Annotated in this window: 13 protein-coding genes; 4 read left to right on the plus strand and 9 right to left on the minus strand. The window is 71.6% G+C overall.

Translation table 11 applies throughout. From position 1 onward, the window contains the following. The first annotated feature begins 4 nt into the window (after nt 1–4). Complete coding sequence (locus OTB16_RS00380; protein ID WP_267717537.1) at nt 5–496, plus strand: hypothetical protein; 492 nt, start codon at nt 5–7, stop codon at nt 494–496. Between the two features lie 102 nt (nt 497–598). Here OTB16_RS00380 and OTB16_RS00385 read toward each other — a convergent pair whose 3' ends face one another. From OTB16_RS00385 to OTB16_RS00420, 8 genes are all read right to left on the minus strand, one after another. After that, complete coding sequence (locus tag OTB16_RS00385; RefSeq protein WP_420717605.1) at nt 599–2,392, minus strand: chitinase; 1,794 nt, start codon at nt 2,390–2,392, stop codon at nt 599–601. A gap of 99 nt (nt 2,393–2,491) precedes the next feature. Continuing rightward, nucleotides 2,492–2,998 carry a hypothetical protein gene (locus OTB16_RS00390; RefSeq protein WP_267717539.1) on the minus strand — a complete coding sequence of 169 codons (507 nt, stop codon included), beginning with the start codon at nt 2,996–2,998 and terminating at the stop codon, nt 2,492–2,494. Nucleotides 2,999–3,185: 187 nt separating this feature from the next. Beyond that, entirely contained in the window at nt 3,186–4,604 is a 1,419-nt protein-coding gene (locus tag OTB16_RS00395; RefSeq protein ID WP_267717540.1) for an NAD(P)/FAD-dependent oxidoreductase, read from the minus strand. 24 nt (nt 4,605–4,628) lie between these two features. After that, nucleotides 4,629–5,435 (minus strand): ABC transporter permease, encoded by an 807-nt coding sequence (locus tag OTB16_RS00400; RefSeq protein ID WP_267717541.1) that lies wholly within the window; start codon nt 5,433–5,435, stop codon nt 4,629–4,631. Then, a complete protein-coding gene (locus OTB16_RS00405; RefSeq protein WP_267717542.1) occupies nt 5,435–6,364 on the minus strand; it encodes an ABC transporter permease in 930 nt (309 codons plus the stop codon). The genes OTB16_RS00400 and OTB16_RS00405 overlap by 1 nt, the downstream gene beginning before the upstream one ends. Continuing rightward, a complete protein-coding gene (locus OTB16_RS00410) occupies nt 6,361–7,527 on the minus strand; it encodes an ABC transporter ATP-binding protein (protein WP_267717543.1) in 1,167 nt (388 codons plus the stop codon). Before OTB16_RS00410 ends, OTB16_RS00405 begins: the two co-directional genes overlap by 4 nt. 133 nt (nt 7,528–7,660) lie before the next feature. Beyond that, complete coding sequence (locus OTB16_RS00415; protein ID WP_267717544.1) at nt 7,661–8,911, minus strand: polyamine ABC transporter substrate-binding protein; 1,251 nt, start codon at nt 8,909–8,911, stop codon at nt 7,661–7,663. Between the two features lie 52 nt (nt 8,912–8,963). Continuing rightward, nucleotides 8,964–10,478: a gamma-aminobutyraldehyde dehydrogenase gene (locus tag OTB16_RS00420; RefSeq protein WP_267718355.1), complete on the minus strand. Its 1,515-nt coding sequence runs from the start codon at nt 10,476–10,478 to the stop codon at nt 8,964–8,966. 194 nt (nt 10,479–10,672) lie between these two features. Here OTB16_RS00420 and OTB16_RS00425 point away from each other — a divergent pair, with 194 nt between their 5' ends. Both OTB16_RS00425 and OTB16_RS00430 read left to right on the plus strand, forming a co-directional pair. Then, complete coding sequence (locus tag OTB16_RS00425; RefSeq protein WP_267717545.1) at nt 10,673–11,227, plus strand: NADAR family protein; 555 nt, start codon at nt 10,673–10,675, stop codon at nt 11,225–11,227. 570 nt (nt 11,228–11,797) lie between these two features. After that, nucleotides 11,798–13,408 carry a TROVE domain-containing protein gene (locus OTB16_RS00430; RefSeq protein WP_267717546.1) on the plus strand — a complete coding sequence of 537 codons (1,611 nt, stop codon included), beginning with the start codon at nt 11,798–11,800 and terminating at the stop codon, nt 13,406–13,408. 87 nt (nt 13,409–13,495) lie between these two features. On the opposite strand, the gene OTB16_RS00435 is transcribed toward OTB16_RS00430, so the two are convergent. Beyond that, nucleotides 13,496–14,257 carry a DUF4190 domain-containing protein gene (locus OTB16_RS00435; RefSeq protein WP_267717547.1) on the minus strand — a complete coding sequence of 254 codons (762 nt, stop codon included), beginning with the start codon at nt 14,255–14,257 and terminating at the stop codon, nt 13,496–13,498. A 110-nt stretch (nt 14,258–14,367) separates the two neighbouring features. Here OTB16_RS00435 and OTB16_RS00440 point away from each other — a divergent pair, with 110 nt between their 5' ends. Then, nucleotides 14,368–15,393 carry an adenosine deaminase gene (locus OTB16_RS00440; protein ID WP_267717548.1) on the plus strand — a complete coding sequence of 342 codons (1,026 nt, stop codon included), beginning with the start codon at nt 14,368–14,370 and terminating at the stop codon, nt 15,391–15,393. Nucleotides 15,394–15,398: the final 5 nt, after the last annotated feature.

The following is a 15,398-nucleotide window of genomic DNA, read 5'->3' on the forward strand; positions in this document are numbered from 1 at the left end:
TCCCATGAACGCCATAGTCACGAGCGTCATCGCGGTCCTCGGCACCTTGCTCGGCTCGACGGTGACGCACGTCTTCCAGCAGCGGTCCGCGCGGCGCATGGAGCGAAACGCCCTCGAAGCACAGCTGCGCCAGGAACGGCTGGACGTGTACGGCACGTACGCCGGGCTGCTCGTCGACTTCCGCCAGGCCGCGCTGCACCACTGGTTCTGTGTGCATGAGGGCCGCGACGCCGACGACGAAGCCGCCCTGCGCAAGCGCTCGTTCGAGCTGCGCTCCGGCGCGCAGCACGCCCTGTTCCAGCTCCAGCTGATCGCCGACCAGCCCGATCTCACCGCCGCCGCGGTCGAGGCCTTCACATCGGTCGGCGCGGTCAACCGGGCGCGGGACCGCGCCGACCTCGACGTCCGGCGGGACGCGAGCCGCGAGCTGATCGACGGCTTCGTCGGCACGGCCCGCCGGTACGTCCAGGCGGCTCCCGGCCGACTGCCGTCGTAGTGCGCGGTGCCGCCGCAGCGCCGAAGTGGGCCGCGGTGCCGCCGCAGTGCCGAAGTGGGCCGTCGAAGGCCCCCTGGGCGGAGGGGACTTCGACGGCATGCACTAGCCGCCGAAGTACGCGTCGAAGTTGCGGCTGAACTCCCAGCCGCCGAAGCGGTCCCAGTTGATCGACCAGGTCATCAGGCCGCGCAGGGCGGGCCAGGTGCCGTGGGTCTGGTAGCCGCCGCAGTTCGTCTTCTTCGTCAGGCAGTCCAGCGCCTTGTTCACCTCGGCGGGCGCGGTGTGGCCGTTGCCCGCGTTGGTCGTCGCGGGAAGGCCGATGGCCACCTGATCCGGGCGCAGCGCGGGGAAGACGCGGGCGGTGTTGCCCGCGACCGGGAAGCCGGTCAGGAGCATGTCGGTCATGGCGATGTGGAAGTCCGCGCCGCCCATGGAGTGGTACTGGTTGTCGAGGCCCATGATCGAGCCCGAGTTGTAGTCCTGGACGTGGAGCAGGGTGAGGTCGTCGCGCAGGGCGTGGATGACCGGGAGGTAGGCGCCGGCGCGCGGGTCCTGTCCGCCCCAGGGGCCGGAGCCGTAGTACTGGTAGCCGAGCTGGACGAAGAAGGTCTCGGGGGCCATGGTCAGGACGAAGTCCGGGCCGTACCTGGCCTTGAGGGTCTTCACGGCGGAGATCAGGTTGACGATGACGGGGGTGGTCGGGGCGCGGAAGTCGGTGTCCCCCGTCGCCAGGGAGAGGGAGTGGCCCTCGAAGTCGATGTCGAGGCCGTTGAGCCCGTACTCGTCGATGATCTTGCCGACGGAGGTGACGAAGGCGTCGCGGGCGGCGGTGGTGGCGAGCTGGACCTGGCCGTTCTGGCCGCCGATGGAGATCAGCACCTTCTTGCCGGCGGCCTGCTTGGCCTTGATCGCCGCCTTGAACTCGGCCGGCGACTCGACGTTCGGGCACTCGGCGACCGGGCAGAGCTGGAAGCGGATGTCTCCCGAGGTCACGGACGTCGGCTCGCCGAAGGCGAGGTTGATGACGTCCCAGGAGGCGGGGACGTCGGCCATCCGGACGTAGCCGGAGCCGTTGGCGAAGCTGGAGTGCAGGTAGCCGACCAGGGCGTGCGCGGGCAGGCCGGGGTTGCCCGGGTTGCCGCCGCCCGTCGTGGTCGCGGAGACGGGGGCGCTCTTCGCGGACTCGCCCGCGGCGTTCACGGCGCCGACCCGGAAGGTGTACGTGGTGGACGCGGCGAGGCCGGTCACCGTCGCCGACGCGGCGGTGACGGTCAGGGGCGCGGCGCCGTCCCGGTAGACCTTGTACGAGGTGGCCCCGGCGGCGGCCGACCAGGAGAGCGACACCGAGTCGGAGGAGGTGGCCGATGCCGTCAGGCCCGTGGGGGCGGCCGGGGGCCGGGGCTCCTCGGGGCCGGTGCCGCCGGGGTCGGGGCCGACCACCGTGAAGTCGTCGGTGAGGTGGGCCGGCTGGCCGTACCAGCCGTGGGTGTAGACCGTCACGGAGGTCGTCGACGGGCCGGTGCGGAAGGTGGTCGCCAGCTGCTTCCACGCGCCCGGGCTCTGGGTCCAGGCGGACACGTCGGTGGTGCCGGTACCGCTCGCGCCGAGGTAGACGTACGCGCCCTGCACCCAGGCGCCGAGCGTGTACGTGGAGTCGGGCTTGACGGTGACGGTCTGGGCGCAGCGGGCGTTGTCCTGGCCCGCCGGGGTGGCCTTCAGGGCGGAACTCCCGCCGTGGACGGGGGTGGTGACGGTGGTGCCGCTGCCGCCGGAGCAGCTCCAGCCGTCGAGGCCGGACTCGAAGCCGCCGTTGCGGACGAGGTCGGCGTCTGCCGCCGCGGCCGGCGGGCCCGCGGCGAGGAAGCCGGCCACCGCCAGGGCGGCGGCCGTAAGGATGGACGTGGCTCTGCGCACAACTGCCTCCGGGGCATGGGGGGATGGAGGGGTCAGCGGCGCCCAAGATGGTCCAGACCAATGGCCTTGTCAATGCCCCTGTCAACTTTTACGACCCGCCTTCTCCTCGCCGGCGGCCCCGTGGGCGACGCTCGCCGCGGCCTCGTGCATCGCCAGCTCCAGCACGGCCGGGTCCGTGAGGGTCCCCCGGCCGTCCGGGAGCACCAGCCAGCGCACCCCGCCCGCCGCCCGGCCGGGGTACGGGACCACGATCCAGGTCCCGCGGCCCGCCCCCCGTACGCCGGTGCCGATCCAGCGGGACGCCGTCCCCGGGGGAACGAAGAAGCCCAGCCGCGGCATCGGCGTACCGCCGCGCCGCGCGGCGCCGAAGTCGGCGAGCACCGGGCCGGGCCGCTCCACGAGGAGCCCGAGCACGTCGAGGGTGGCCTGCCCGAGCTCCGCGGGCAGGATCAGCACGTCCCAGCCCCGGCCGGCGGGCAGGAGCGCCGCCCCGAGGGGACCGCGCTCCCACTCCCACCGGCAGGCCTCGGGATCCGGCGCCGTCGATACCAGCCATTCCACTGCCGTCTTGACCCCCGGGATAGCCATCGCCCGGCCTCCGTTCCGTCTGGTGAAGGGTTCTCACCGGGAGAGAGCGGGGCCGGGCGCGGGTATGACGCGGGTTTCGTTACTCCGTGGTAGTGAAAGGGGTCACACGGCGAGCGGCCGTGCGGGGCGGGCACGCCGGGGCGCGCGCACCGCGATCGGCGGATCGGCGGATCAGCCGACCAGCCGATCAGCTGTCGAATCCGAGGCCGACGCGGTCCAGCGCCTTGAGCCACAGGTTCCGGTGCCCGCCGTTGCTGTCGGCGCGGGCCAGCGACCACTTGGTGAGGCTGATGCCGGTCCAGGCGAGCGGCTCCGGCGGGAACGGCATCGGCTTGGAGCGGACCATCTCCAGCTCCGTGCGCTCGGTCCGCTCCCCCGCGAGCAGGTCGAGCATCACGTCGGCGCCGAAGCGGGTGGCCCCGACGCCGAGCCCGGTGTAGCCCGCGGCGTACGCGACCTTGCCCGCGTGCGCGGTGCCGAAGAAGGCCGAGAAGCGCGCGCAGGTGTCGATCGCCCCGCCCCAGGCATGGCTGAAATTGACCCCCTCCAGCTGGGGGAAGCAGATGAAGAAGTGCTCCGCCAGCTTGAGGTAGGTCTCGGGGCGGTGGTCGTGCTCCGCGTCGAGCCGGCCGCCGTAGGGGTAGATCGCGTCGTAGCCGCCCCACAGGATGCGGCGATCGGGGGTGATCCGGAAGTAGTGGAACTGGTTGGCGCTGTCGCCCAGGCCCTGGCGGTTCTTCCAGCCGACCGAGTCGAGCTGGGCCTCGGTCAGCGGTTCGGTCATCAGGGCGTAGTCGTAGACCGGGACGGTGAGCGGCCGGATCCGCTTGACCAGCGAGGGGAAGATGTTGGTGCCGAGCGCCACCCGGCGGGCGAAGACCCGCCCGTACGGGGTGCGTACGGCCATCCCGGCCCCGGAGGCGGCCAGGTCCAGGCCGCGGGTGTGCTCGTAGATCCGCACCCCGAGGCCGAGGCAGGCCTGCTTGAGGCCCCAGGCCAGCTTCGCCGGGTTGAGCATCGCGACGCTGTCGCGGTCCCAGACGCCGCCGAGGAAGGTCGGGGAGTCGACTTCGGCGCGCAGGGCGTCGCGATCCAGCCACTGGGAGCCGCCGGCGAGGCCGAGGCGCTCCGCCTCCGCGTGCAGCTCGCGCAGCTCCTCGACCTGGTGCGGCTCGGTGGCCACGTCGATCTCACCGCTGCGCTCGAAGTCGCAGTCGATGCCGTAGCGGGCGACGGCCTCCTCGATGGCGTCGAGGTTGCGGGCGCCCAGCTCCTCCAGCTTCGCCAGCTCGTCCGGCCAGCGGGCCAGCCCGTTGGCCAGGCCGTGGGTGAGGGAGGCGGCGCAGAATCCGCCGTTGCGGCCCGAGGCGGCCCAGCCCGCCTCGTGGCCCTCGATCAGGACGACGTCCCGGGCGGGGTCGCGCTCCTTGGCGAGCAGCGCGGTCCACAGGCCGCTGTAGCCGGCGCCGATGACGAGCAGGTCGCAGTGCTCGTCGCCGGTGAGGGCGGGCTGTGGGGCGGGCTTGCCGGGGTCGTCCAGCCAGTACGAGACCGGCCGTGCCGCGGAAAGGGATCGTGCAGCGGTGCGCATGGCGTCTGGGGCCATGTCTTCCAACTCCCTACGGGTGACTTACTTGGGCTGCGCCTTCTTGCGGCGGTTGCCGACCATCTGGCCGGCGAGGACCACCAGCACCGCGATGACGAACATCGCCGTGCCGATGACGTTGATCTGTACAGGCGTACCGCGCTGGGCCGATCCCCACACGAACATGGGGAAGGTGACGGTGTTGCCCGAGTTGAAGTTGGTGATGATGAAGTCGTCGAACGAGAGCGCGAAGGAGAGCAGCGCGCCCGCCGCGATGCCGGGGGCGGCGATCGGCAGGGTGACCCGTACGAAGGTCTGCACCGGCCCCGCGTAGAGGTCGCGGGCGGCCTCCTCCAGCCGGGGGTCCATCGACAGGACGCGCGCCTTGACGGCGGCGACGACGAAGCTGAGGCAGAACATGATGTGGGCGATGAGGATCGTCCAGAAGCCCAGCTGGATGCCCATGTTGAGGAAGAGCGCGAGCAGCGAGGCCGCCATCACGATCTCGGGCATGGCCATGGGCAGGAAGATCAGCGAGTTGACCGCGCCGCGCCCCCGGAACCGGTAGCGGACCATCGCGAAGGCTATGGCGGTACCGAGCGCGGTGGCGGCCAGCGTGGCCCACAGGGCGATCTGGAGGGACAGCGAGAGCGAGCCGCACAGGTCGGCTACCCCGCAGGGGTCCTTCCAGGCGTCGAGGGAGAACTCCTGCCAGGCGTAGTTGAACCGTCCGGTGGGGTTGTTGAAGGAGAAGACGGTGACGACGACGTTCGGAAGGATCATGTAGGCGAGCGTGGCGAGGCCCGCGATGACGACTAGATTGCGCCGGAGCCACGTGATGGGTGTGCGCATCAGACCAGGTCCTCCGTCCCCGCTCGGCGGATGTAGATGGTGACCATGATCAGCACGATGGCCATGAGGATGAAGGACAGCGCGGCCGCCGTCGGGTAGTCGAGGATCCGCAGGTACTGCGACTGGATGACGTTGCCGATCATCCGGGTGTCCGTGGAGCCGAGCAGCTCGGCGTTGACGTAGTCGCCGCTCGCCGGGATGAAGGTGAGCAGGGTCCCGGAGACCACGCCCGGCATGGACAGCGGGAAGGTCACCTTGCGGAAGACCGTGGCGGGGCGGGCGTAGAGGTCCCCGGCCGCCTCGTGGAGGCGGGTGTCGATGCGCTCCAGCGAGGAGTACAGCGGCAGGATCATGAAGGGAAGGAAGTTGTACGTGAGGCCGCAGACCACCGCGAGCGGCGTGGCCAGCACCCGGTCGCCCTGGGTCATGCCGAGCAAGCTGGTGACGTCGAGGAAGCCGATGTCGTTGAGGACGCCGACCACCGGGCCGCCGTCGGCGAGGATCGTCTTCCAGGCCAGGGTGCGGATCAGGAAGCTGGTGAAGAACGGGGCGATGACCAGCACCAGCAGCAGGTTGCGCCAGCGGCCGGCCTTGAAGGCGATCAGGTAGGCCAGCGGGTACCCGAGCATCAGGCACAGCACGGTGGCGGTGCCCGCGTAGAGCAGGGAGCGCAGGAACTGCGGGTAGTACTCGGTGAAGGCGTCCCAGTAGGTCTGGAAGTGCCAGGTGACCCGGAAGCCCTCTTCGAGGGAGCCGGTCTGCACCGAGGTGGAGGCCTGGTAGACCATCGGCAGCACGAAGAACACGAGCAGCCACAGGATGCCGGGGAGCAGCAGCCAGTACGGGATCAGCCGCTTGCGCAGCGACGCCCGGTGCACCGGGGGCTCGGCTTGGGCGGGCGCCTGGGGCGGCGCCGCGGTGGCGGTCACGCGCCCTCCTCCACCGTCTCGATGCCCGCGGCGCCCGTCGTCCCCGCAAGCATGGACTGGGCCGCGTCGAGTCCGAAGGTGTGCTCCGGGTTCCAGTGCAGGATCACCTCGGCGCCGGGGACCAGGCGGGCGTCCCGCTCGATGTTCTGCGCGTACACCTCCAGCTCGGGGCAGACCGGGCTGTCGATGACGTACTGGGTGGAGACGCCGATGAAGGAGGAGGCTGCGATCCGGCCGGGAACCTTGTTGCGGCCGGCCGCGATGGAGTGCTCCTCGTCGGCGATGACCAGGGATATCTTCTCCGGGCGCACCCCGACGAGCAGCTTTCCGCCCGCGGCGGGCGTGGTCGAACATCGGGCCGCGGGCAGCCGGAGCGTGGCGCCCGGGGCGCAGACCACGACCTCGGAGCCGGCGGACTCCACGGAGGCCTCGATGAGGTTGGAGGTGCCGAGGAAGTTCGCGACGAAGGTGGTGCCGGGGTTCTCGTACAGCTCGGCGGGGGCGCCCAGCTGCTCGACGCGGCCGCCGTTCATCACGGCGACCGTGTCGGCCATGGTCATGGCCTCTTCCTGGTCGTGCGTGACGTGCACGAAGGTGATGCCGACCTCGGTCTGTATGCGCTTGAGCTCCAGCTGCATCTGGCGGCGCAGCTTGAGGTCGAGGGCGCCCAGCGGCTCGTCGAGGAGGAGCACCTGGGGGTGGTTGATCAGCGCGCGGGCCACGGCGACGCGCTGCTGCTGGCCGCCGGAGAGCTGGTGCGGCTTGCGCTGGGCGAACTGGCCGAGCTGGACCAGCTCCAGCATGTCGTCGACCTGCTTCTTGACCGACTTGATGCCGCGGCGGCGCAGCCCGAAGGCGACGTTCTCGTAGATGTTCAGGTGCGGGAAGAGGGCGTAGCTCTGGAAGACCGTGTTGACCGGGCGCTTGTACGGCGGCAGGTCTGTGACCTCGCGGTCGCCGAGGTGGACCGTGCCGGTGGAGGGCTCCTCCAGGCCGGCGATCATGCGCAGGGTGGTGGTCTTCCCGCAGCCCGAGGCGCCGAGCAGGGCGAAGAAGGAGCCCTGGGGGATGGTGAGGTCCAGCGGGTGCACGGCGGTGAAGGTGCCGTAGTGCTTGCTGATCCCGGCGAGGCGGACGTCGCCGCCCGCGGTCTTGTCAGTCATGGGTGGGTCCCGGGGTTGGGTGCGGAAGATGTCGGGGCTCGGCGGCGCCGGCCGGGATGCGCCGCCCGCCGGGCTGGTCCGGTGGGCGGCGCCCCGGTCCTCCGGGGCTCGCCGCGGCGCCTGGCGCCGGGCGCTAGGCGCCGATGAGCTTGGCGAACTTCTCTTCGTACGCCGTCTCTTCCTCACTGGTGAGGGAGCGGAAGGCGTGGGACTTGGCGGTCATGGCCTTGTCCGGGACGATCAGGGTGTTCTCCGCGAGCTCGGGGTCGATCTTGGCGAGCTCGTCCTTGACCCCCTCGACCGGGCAGACGTAGCTGATGTACGCCGCGAGCTGCGCGGCGACCGGGAGCTCGTAGTAGTAGTCGATGAGCTGCTCCGCGTTGGCCTTGTGACCGGCCTTCGCGGGGACCAGGAGGTTGTCGCTGGAGGTGATGTAGCCGGCGGCCGGGATCGCGTACTTGATGTCCGGGTTGCCGGCCTGGAGCTGGATGACGTCGCCCGCCCAGGCGAGGCAGGCTGCGAGGTCGCCCTTGTCGAGGTCGGCGGTGTAGTCGTTGCCCGTGAAGCGGCGGATCTGGTTCTTGTCCACGCCCTTCTGGAGCCGGCCGATCGCCCCGTCGTAGTCGGCGTCGGTGAAGTTCGACGGGTCCTTGCCCTGGTCGAGCAGGGTCATGCCGACGCTGTCGCGCATCTCGGTGAGGAAGCCGACCCGCCCCTTGAGGGTGGGGTCGTCGAGGAGCTGGGTGACGGAGTCGACCGTCTTCCCGCCGGTGGCCTTGGAGTTGTAGGCGATGACGGTGGAGATGCCGGTCCAGGGGTAGCTGTACGCGCGCCCCGGGTCCCAGTCGGGGCTGCGGAACTGCGGGGAGAGGTTGGCGAAGGCGTGCGGGATGCGGGAGGCGTCCAGCTTCTGCGCCCAGCCGAGGCGGATCATGCGGGCCGCGAGCCAGTCGGTGACGACGATCAGGTCGCGGCCGGTGTCCTGCCCGGCCGCGAGCTGCGGGCGGATCTTCCCGAAGAACTCGACGTTGTCGTTGATGTCCTCGGTGTACTTGACCTTGATCCCGGTCCGTTTGGTGAACTCCTCCAAGGTGGGCCGGGACTTCTCGTCCTCGCTGGTGTCCATGTACTCGGTCCAGTTGGAGAAGACGATCTCCTTCTCCCTGTCCGAGCGGTCGTCGGAGGCCGCCGCCGCGGCGCCCTCCCGCTTGGCGGGAGGGATGCCGCAGCCGGCGAGGGCGGTCAGGCCCCCGAGGGTGAGCGCTCCGACTCCGGACGCCCGCAGCAGCGAGCGGCGGGTGAGGGCGCCCCGACCGCTGTCAAGGCTGCGCCGCATCGCGGCGAGTTGCGCCGCCGAGAGGCGGTCGGGCTCGAACTGCTCCATGCGCGTTGCCCTTTCGGGATGGGTACGTCGCCGCTGGTCCGGCGGCTGGCTTCTATCGGTCCCCGAAGATCGTGCGGTGCCAGTCCTTCGCGGCGACCGCGGTGTTGTCGTACATCACGTGCTTGACCTGCGTGTACTCCTCGAAGGAGTAGGCGCTCATGTCCTTTCCGAAGCCGCTCGCCTTGTAGCCGCCGTGGGGCATCTCGCTGATGATCGGAATGTGGTCGTTGACCCACACGCAGCCCGCCTTGAGCTCGCGGGTGGCGCGGTTCGCCCGGTAGATGTCGCGGCTCCAGGCAGAGGCCGCGAGTCCGTACGGGGTGTCGTTGGCCAGCGCGATGCCCTCGTCGTCGGTGTCGAAGGGCAGGACGACGAGGACCGGGCCGAAGATCTCGGACTGGACGACCTCGCTGTCCTGGGCCGCGCCGGAGATGAGGGTGGGCCGGTAGTACGCGCCTTCGGCGAGCTCGCCGCCCGGGGCCTCGCCGCCGGTGACGACGGTGGCGTAGGACCGGGCGCGCTCGACGAAGCCGGCGACGCGGTCGCGCTGGGCGTGCGAGACGAGCGGGCCGAGGTCGGTCGTGGCCGCGAAGGGATCGCCGAGGCGCACGGTCTCCATCAGCTCGGCGACCCGGGCGACGAAGGCGTCGTGGAGGGGGCGCTGGACGTAGGCGCGGGTGGCGGCCGTGCAGTCCTGGCCCGTGTTGATCAGGGAGGCGGCGACCGCGCCGTGCGCGGCCGCCTCCAGGTCGGCGTCGTCGAAGACGAGGAAGGGAGCCTTGCCACCGAGCTCCAGGTGCAGCCGCTTGACGGTGGCGGTGGCGATCTCCGCGACCCGCTTGCCGACGGCGGTGGAGCCGGTGAAGGAGGTCATGACCACGTCCGGGTGGCCGACCAGGTGCTCGCCGGCGTCGCGCCCGGCGCCGGTGACGATGTTGACCACCCCGTCGGGCAGGCCCGCTTCCTTGGCGGCCTGCGCGAACATCAGGGAGGTCAGCGGGGTCAGCTCGGCGGGCTTGAGGACGATGGTGTTGCCCGCCGCGATGGCCGGGAGGATCTTCCAGGCGGCCATCTGGAGCGGATAGTTCCAGGGCGCGATGGAGCCGACCACCCCGATGGCCTCGCGGCGTACGTAGGAGGTGTGGTCGCCGGAGTACTCGCCGGCCGCCTGCCCCTGGAGGTGGCGCGCGGCACCGGCGAAGAAGGCGGTGTTGTCGATGGTCCCCGGCACGTCGAACTCCGTGGACAGCTTGACCGGCTTGCCGCACTGCAGGGACTCGGCGTACGCGAAGTCCTCCGCCTGCTCTGCCAGTACGGCGGCCAGCCGGTGCAGGGCGTCCGAACGCTCGCCGGGGGTGGCGCCGGACCAGGCCGGGAAGGCCCTCTTGGCGGCGGCGACGGCCGCGTCGACGTCCGCCGTGCTCGCGAGTTCGTAGGTGAGGACCTCGTCACCGGTGGCCGGATCGACCACGGTGTGTGACCGGCCCGAGGTGCCGGACCTGAGCTGTCCGTCGATGTACTGCGCGCCGTCCGCGAAGCGGTCCTTGACCTGGAAGCGGTTGCCCATCACGCTCTCACGCTCTCCGTAGCTACAGTTCGAGCTACAGCTCGAATTGAGTGCCGATCCTGGCAGAGGTGGTGCCCCCGGCCAAGTGATTCCGTTGTTTCCTTTTGATTACGCGACGAAATCGGTCGACCATGTGTCGAGGCGCGCCCGAAATCCCGTACGAAGTGTCAGTGGCGACTGTCAGACTCGCGTGCATGGAGATGATCGACGAACTGATCAAGCAGGTCAGCAGCGGTGAACGGGTGAAGTTCCTGCCGTTCTGGGGGCACCGCCCGAGGCCGGACGGGTCGCTCGGACCCAGCTGTCTGAGCCAGTGGTGGCCGTCGGAGTTCACTGTGGGTGACGTCCGGTACGCCACGGCGGAGCACTGGATGATGGCCGGGAAGGCCCGGCTGTTCGAGGACCCGGAGGCCGAACGGGCCGCCCTGGGGGCGCAGACCCCGGCCGAGGCGAAGAAGGCCGGCCGGCTCGTGCGCGGCTTCGACAACGCGGTGTGGGAGCGGGAGCGGTTCGCCCTCGTGGTGGAGGGCAGCGTCCACAAGTTCGGCGCCGATCCGGCACTGCGCTCGTACCTCCTGTCCACCGGGAACCGGGTGCTGGTGGAGGCGAGCCCGATGGACCGGATCTGGGGCGTCGGGCTGGCTGCCGACGACGAGCGCGCCATGGACCCGGCCCGCTGGCGCGGGCTGAACCTGCTGGGCTTCGCGCTCATGGAGGCGCGGGGGCGGCTGCGGCAGGCCGCGGCGTGAGCGTCCGCCGCCGGGCCGCCGCGGTGATCGTCCGGGACGGGGGCGGCAACCGTGATGGTGCCGACGCCGCCGCAGGCCGCGCGGTTCTGAGGGGCACCGTCCCCGGCCCGCGTTAATTGCCTGGCGGACGCCGCCGCCCGGCGCCTACCGTGATGCTCGTCCAGGTGCGCAGGCGAGACCTGCTTCCACTGTTAATGGGGCGGCCGCGGGTTCGAGTCCCGTCACCGGCTTCGTGCCGGTGTAGCTCAGTCGGTAGAGCACCACGTGGTTTCGCCGCACTCGATCTCTGGACACCTTTCTCACGCACCTCCCGGTGCGCGGGCTGCGGCTCCTTCCTTCCAAGAATTCAGGCCGCCGCCGCTTTGATCTCGGGAGGCCGCGCGGGGGGATGCCCGGTGCGCAGGCGACGGCTCCTTCGGATCGATCGGTCGCGGGTTCGAGTCCCGCCCGGCTCCGGCCGGTAGCTCAGTCGGCAGAGCAATTGACAACGCCGTCTCCGACCTTGATCTCGGGCATCCCCGCGTCGCGCCTCCCCCGGTACTTCTCTGATGGATTCGGGGGGATTCACACATGGCTCGTTTCAACCTGCGCCGGTCCAAGGCGGCTCCCGACGCGACCGCCGCGACCGCTTCGCCCACCTCGCCCGTCCGCTCGACCGGCCGCCGCGCCCGCACCCACGAAGGCGGCCCCGGCCACGAGCGCGATCCGCGCTCCGAGCTGTTCCTGCTCGCGGTCGCCAACTTCGTGGCGCAGAAGACCTTCTACGAGGCCGGGGACGAGCGCGACGACCGCTTCGCGGCACTCGTGCGCCGGCTCGCGGTCGAGGACCCGCAGTGGACGGCGGGCCTGCTGGGCTGGCTCCGCGGTGACGCGAACATGCGGACCGCCTCACTCGTCGGCGCCGCCGAGTACGTACGGGCCCGGCTCGACGCGGGCGCCGCCGGCGGGCCGTCGAACCGCCAGGTCGTCGACTCCGTCCTGCGGCGCGCGGACGAGCCCGGTGAGCTGCTGGCCTACTGGACGTCGGCGTACGGCAGGAACGTGCCCAAGCCCGTCAAGCGCGGCATCGCCGACGCCGTCCGCCGGCTCTACTCCCCCACCTCGCTCCTGAAGTACGACACCGCCTCCCGGGGATACCGCTTCGGCGATGTCCTCAACGTGGTGCACGCCTCGCCCGACCCGGCCAAGCCGTGGCAGGGCGAGCTGTTCCGGCACGCCCTCGACCGGCGCCACCACCCGCAGGACGCACGAGTCCCGGACGGCAGCCGCGTCCTCGTCGCCCACCGGGCGCTGATGGAGCTGCCGGTCGCCGAACGGCGCGCCGTGGTCACAGGTCCCGGCGGCGCGGAGCGGCTCGCCGCGGCGGGCATGACCTGGGAGGCGCTGGCCGGCTGGCTGCAGGGGCCGATGGACGCGGCCGCCTGGGAGGCGGTCATCCCGTCCATGGGCCCGATGGCCCTGCTGCGCAACCTGCGGAACTTCGACGAGGCCGGGGTCTCGGACGCGGTGGCCGCCGGGGTCGCGGAGAGGATCTCCGGCCCGGAGGCCGTCGCCCGATCCCGGCAGTTCCCCTTCCGCTACCTGGCCGCCTACCAGCACGCCCCCTCGCTGCGCTGGGCGTATCCGCTGGAGCGGGCGCTCGGGCACTCGCTGGCCAACGTCCCGGCCCTGCCCGGCCGGACGCTGGTCCTCGTCGACCGCTCGGGATCGATGTGGTCCGCGCTGTCGGAGCGCTCCCGGCTCAACCGGGCGGACGCGGCGGCCGTGTTCGGAGCGGCGCTGGCGCTGCGGGCCGCGGAGGCGGACCTGGTGCAGTTCGGCACCTCCAGCCAGGTCGTCGCGTACGCCCGCGGCGAGTCCGTGCTGAAGGTCCTGGAGCGGTTCGGCGACCTCGGCGGCACCAACACGGCGCAGGCCGTGAAGGAGCACTACCGGGGACACGACCGGGTTCTGATCGTCACCGACGAGCAGGCCGCCTCCTACCGGTACGGCGGTGATCCGACGACCGAGGTGCCGGCCGAGGTGCCGGTGTACACCTGGAACCTGGCCGGCTACCGCGTGGGCCACGCGCCCTCCGGCTCGGCCAACCGGTACGCCTTCGGCGGTCTCACCGACGCGGCCTTCCGCATGGTGTCCCTGATCGAGGACGGCCGGGACGCCGACTGGCCCTGGCTCGTCTGAGGCCGTCCGACGGCCGTCCGACGCCCGCCTCGCCGCCGGGCCGGTCCGACGGCGGGGGCGCCCCCTCAGGGGCGCTCCCCCCGCCGGTCAGACCTTCTCGGAGACCGGGAAGTCCGCGTACGGGCCGTCGTGGTCGCCGTCGGGTATCCCGGCGAGGACCCCGAAGAACAGCACCGTGACGAGGATGGCCACCACGATGCCGACCGTGCCCGTGATGATGCCGGCCAGCGCCACCCCGCCGTTGTCCGCCTCGCCCCGGGTGACCTTGCCGCGGCCCAGGACGCCGAAGACGACGGCGGCGATGCCGAGCGGCAGGCCCACGAAGGCCAGGAAGCACCCGAACAGCCCGAGGACGACGGCGGCGATGCCGAGGACCAGGGCGGTGATGCCGAAGCCGTTGCTCGGCCGCTGGCCGTACGGCGGGTATCCGCCCGGCCCGGAGTGGAACGCGGGGCCGGCGTACCCCGCGTCCCCCGGGTACCCGTAGCCCGGCACGGCGGCCGGGGCGGTGGGGTATCCGTACCCGTACGCCCCCTGGCCGGGCTGGGCGGGATGGCCGTACGCGGGCCGGCCGGACCCGTCCGGCCCGGATATCACCGTGTCGGCGGTGGGCGGGGCGTCACCCGGCATCCCGGCGAGCGTCGGATGGTCGTGCACGGACCGCGGTCCCGGCACCCCCGGCACACCGGGCGGCCCCGACACCCCCGGCGGTCCCGGCACCCCCGGCACCCCCGCCGCGCCCCCCGGACCCGCCGCTCCCGCGGACGGGTCCTGCGTCTTGCCCAGCTCGACCGCCGGCCGCTCGGGCGGCGCCCACGGGCCCCTCGGCTCCTGGCTGTTCCCGGTCATACGGCACCCCCCTCTCGTACATCCATGCTAGGCGCTGCCACCGACAGTCACCCGGCTGCCTACGATGAACGCCGAACTGCCCGCACCCGCGTCCCACCGGAGGCACCCTCATGACCGACCTGCACCCCTTCATCGCGGGGCTGCCCAAGGCGGAACTCCACGTCCACCACGTCGGCTCGGCGTCCCCTCGCATCGTGGCGGAGCTCGCGTCCCGGCACCCCGACTCGAAGGTCCCCACCGATCCCGAGGCCCTCGCCGACTACTTCACCTTCACCGACTTCGCGCACTTCATCGAGGTGTACCTGTCGGTCGTCGACCTGGTCCGCACCCCCGACGACGTACGGACCCTCACCTTCGAGGTCGCCCGTGACATGGCCCGGCAGAACATCCGCTACGCCGAGCTGACCATCACCCCGTACTCCTCCACGCGCCGCGGCATCGAGGAGAAGGCCTTCATGGAGGCCATCGAGGACGCCCGCAGGGCGGCCGAGACCGAGCTCGGCGTCATCCTGCGCTGGTGCTTCGACATCCCCGGCGAGGCCGGCCTGGAGGCCGCCGCCGAGACCGCCCGCCTCGCCGTCGACCTGCGCCCCGAGGGACTGGTCTCCTTCGGCCTCGGCGGCCCCGAGATCGGCGTCCCGCGCCCGCAGTTCAAGCCGTACTTCGACCGGGCGCGCGCCGTCGGCCTGCACAGCGTCCCGCACGCCGGCGAGACCACCGGACCGGAGACCGTCTGGGACGCCATCCGCGAGCTGGGCGCCGAGCGCATCGGCCACGGCACCAGCGCCGCCCAGGACCCGGAGCTCCTCGCCTACCTCGCCGAGCACCGGATCGCGCTGGAGGTCTGCCCGACGTCCAACATCGCCACCCGCGCGGTGACCGACCTCGACCTCCACCCGGTCAAGGAGATGGTCGCGGCGGGCGTGCTCGTCACCATCAACAGCGACGACCCGCCGATGTTCGGATCCGACCTCAACAACGAGTACGCGGTGGCCGCCCGCCTCCTCGGCCTCGACGAGCGCGGTCTCGCGCAGCTCGCGAAGAACGCCGTCGAGGCCTCGTTCCTGGACCCGGCCGGCAAGGCGCGGATCACCGCGGAGATCGACACGTACACCGACGGGTGGCTCGCGCCCTGAAGTCC

The organism is Streptomyces antarcticus, assembly GCF_026627255.1.
GTDB classification, from domain to species: domain Bacteria; phylum Actinomycetota; class Actinomycetes; order Streptomycetales; family Streptomycetaceae; genus Streptomyces; species Streptomyces antarcticus.